This is a genomic window from Aquabacterium sp. A08, from assembly GCF_011742065.1.
Map to the genome: position 1 here is coordinate 1 of NZ_JAAQQT010000698.1, position 3,039 is coordinate 3,039.

The window sequence follows — 3,039 nt, forward strand, 5'->3', positions numbered from 1 at the left end:
GCCGAGCTGGCCGACCGCCACGGGGTGCACAAGCCGCTGTTTGTGAAAATCGCCCCCGACCTGGACGAGGCCCAGGTGGCGGTGATCGCCGACACCCTGGTGCGCCACGGCATGGACGGGGTGATCGCCACCAACACCACCCTGAGCCGCAGCGCGGTGCAGGGCCTGCCGCACGCGGACGAGGCCGGCGGCCTGTCGGGCGGGCCGGTGCTGGAGGCCAGCAACGCGGTGATCCGCCAGCTGCGCGCCCGTCTGGGCCAGGGTTACCCCATCGTCGGGGTGGGCGGCATTTTGAGCGGGGCCGACGCGGTGAGCAAACTGGAAGCCGGTGCCGACGTGGTGCAGGTGTACAGCGGCCTGATCTACCAAGGGCCGGCCCTGGTGCCGCAGGTGGCGCAGGCGCTGAAGACCGCGCGCGCCTGAGTCAGGCCGCGCGGGCTGTGGACACCATCACGTCGCAGGGCGCTTCGGCCAGCACGTGTTTGGTGACGCTGCCCAGCAGCAATTCCTCGGCGGCGTTGCGGCCGTGTTTGCCGATGACGACGAGGTCGCAACCGCGTTCCTGCACCTGCTGCACCAGCCAGGGCGCGGCGTCGCCCTCTTTCAGGCAGAGGCTGTAGCGCTCGGCCGGCAGGCCCGACCCGCGCCCCAGCGCCTGCAGCCGCTCCAGCGCCTGTTGCCGCGCCTGGTCGCGGTAGCGGTCGATGGTGTCGGCCTCGACGCCGGCGAAGCGCAGCTTCTCCTCGAACGGCACGGTGAAGGTGTGCATCAGCGTCAGGTGGGCGGCGGGCGCCACCCGCTGCGCCAGTTGCACCGCCTGTTCGGACCAGGCCGAAAAATCCACCGGCACCAGCACCCGCTGGTAGTCGGCCTGGGCGGGCTGGCGCACGACCAGCAAGGGGTGGGCGGTTTTGCGCAGCAGCCGCTCGGCGGTGGTGCCCAGCAACAGGTGCGGCAAAGCGGTGCTGCCGCGTGCCCCGACAACGACCCACGCCGCCTGCCGCTCGCTGGCCACCTGCTCCACCGCGCGGACCGGGTGACCGTCCTGCACCAGCGCCTCCACCGGGTACGGCTGGGTGGCCCGCAGGCGCTGGGCCTCCTGCTCCAGCTGGGCCCGGGCGGCGTCAAGCAGTTGGCCGGCCACCGGGGAATCCGGTGTCAGCCAGTCGCGCAGGCTGCTGAGCCAGTCCTGATTGACCACGTGCAGCAAGACCAGAGGATGGCCGGTGGCCGCCGCCAGGCGCGCGGCGCGGTCGGCGGCCTGGCCTGCCGGGGCAGAAAAGTCGGTGGCGAGCAGCAAGGGGGACGTGCAGGGGGTCATGCGGCCTCGGCAGGGGATGGCTGGAGCTCGGCCAGCAGTTGCTCGGCGGCGTGGCTGGCCGCGTCTTCAAACGGGGAGAAGGTGCGGTCCACCCCCAGGGCACGGGCCTCCAGGTGGGCGCTCTCGTCGCGCACCGTCACGGCCACCCGGCCCCGGAATTCGCTGCCGCGCAGGGCCTCCAGCAGGGCGCGGTTGGACTCGGGCAGGGGCAAGGTGCTGATCACCCACCGCACGCCGGCCATGGGCAGCGAGTCCAGAAAGTCGGGGTTTTCGCCGTCGCCGTAGTGCACCGGCAGGCGCCTGAGCTTGAGGGCGCGCACGGTTTCGGGGTCGAAGTCGATGCCGACCACCCGCACCCCGGCCTGGTGCAGTTCGCGCAGCAGGCGGCTGCCGTACCGGCCCAGCCCAAACACCATGACCGTGACCTCGTCGGCACGCAAGGGCTTGCGCTCCACCGCCAGTTCGCGAAACGGCTTGCGCCGCTCGAACACCGCCAGCCAGGGCGCCAGGCGCTCGTACAGCGGGTGCGAGTACAGGATCATGTAGGTGGACAGGGTGATGGTGATCAGCCCCACCAGGGTGGTCAACCCCAGGGCCTGCACGTCCACATGCCCCAGGGTGATGCCCATGGCCACGAACACGATGGAAAACTCGCTGATCTGGGCCACGGTGAGGCCGGCCAGAAAACCGGTGCGGCGGCGGTAGCCCATGTAGCCCATGATGGCCATCACGATCAGCGGGTTGCCCACCAGCACGAACGCCGACAGGACCAGCGCGGGCAGCACCTCGCTGCCCAGGGTGGAGAAGTCCAGCTCGGCCCCGAGGTGGATGAAAAAAAACAGCAGCAGGAAGTCGCGGATGCCGCCCAGGCGGGCGTTGATGGCCTCGCGGTAATGGGTGGAGGCCAGGGTGAAGCCGGCGATGAAGGCGCCGGCTTCCATGCTGAAGCCGGCCCAGGCACCGACCGCGGCCAGGGCCACGGCCCAGGACAGCGCAAAGATCAGCAGCAGTTCCTGCGAGCGCGCCATGGCCCGCACCAGCGGCGGCAGCAGGTAACGCATCAGCAACCAGATGACCGCGCCCGCGGCCAGCATGCGCCAGCCCAGCGACAACGCCACCGCCCAGCCACTGGGCGCGGCGGTGGCGTCGGCCGGGGTGCGCAGCGCGCTCATGGCCATCATGGCCAGCACCACGGCCAGGTCCTGCACGATCAGGAAGCCCACCGCGATCCGGCCGTGCAGCGAATCCAGCTCGCGCTTGTCCGACAGCAGCTTGACGATGATGATGGTGCTGGAAAACGTCAGCGCCACCGCCACGTACAGCGCGGTCATCGGGTCCTTGCCCATGAGCAGGATCAGCCCGAAACCGATGACGATGGTGAAGCCGAGCTGCCCCAGCCCCGTGGCCAGCGCCACCGGACCGATGTGGCGGATGTGGTGCAGGTCGAGCTTGAGGCCGACGATGAACAGCAGCACCGTCACCCCGATCTGGGCGAGCAGGTTGATCTGGTCGTGCGAACTGACCAGACCAAAGCCCGCCGGGCCCAGGGCGATGCCGACCACGATGTAGGCGATGAGCACCGGCTGGCGCAGCCGCACGAAGACCGCGCCCACCAGGGCGGCGACCAGCAGCAACAGCGCGAATTCGGTGTACGGGGTCGCGGTCATGGGTTCATTCTAGGGGCCCAGGCCGGTGCCCATGCCCTAGAAAGCCCCGAA

At 70.2% G+C, this 3,039-nt stretch carries 2 protein-coding genes and 1 pseudogene; 1 reads left to right on the forward strand and 2 read right to left on the reverse strand.

All coding sequences use genetic code 11. The annotated features are described in order from the left end of the window. Nucleotides 1-423: pseudogene (locus HA630_RS20680) on the forward strand (quinone-dependent dihydroorotate dehydrogenase); the annotation flags it as partial. 1 nt (nucleotide 424) lies between these two features. Here the strand turns inward: HA630_RS20680 and HA630_RS25695 are convergent. Continuing rightward, entirely contained in the window at nucleotides 425-1,321 is an 897-nt protein-coding gene (locus HA630_RS25695; RefSeq protein WP_166837375.1) for a universal stress protein, read from the reverse strand. Further along, a complete protein-coding gene (locus tag HA630_RS20690; RefSeq protein ID WP_166837377.1) occupies nucleotides 1,318-2,988 on the reverse strand; it encodes a cation:proton antiporter in 1,671 nt (556 codons plus the stop codon). Before HA630_RS20690 ends, HA630_RS25695 begins: the two co-directional genes overlap by 4 nt. Nucleotides 2,989-3,039 lie beyond the last annotated feature (51 nt).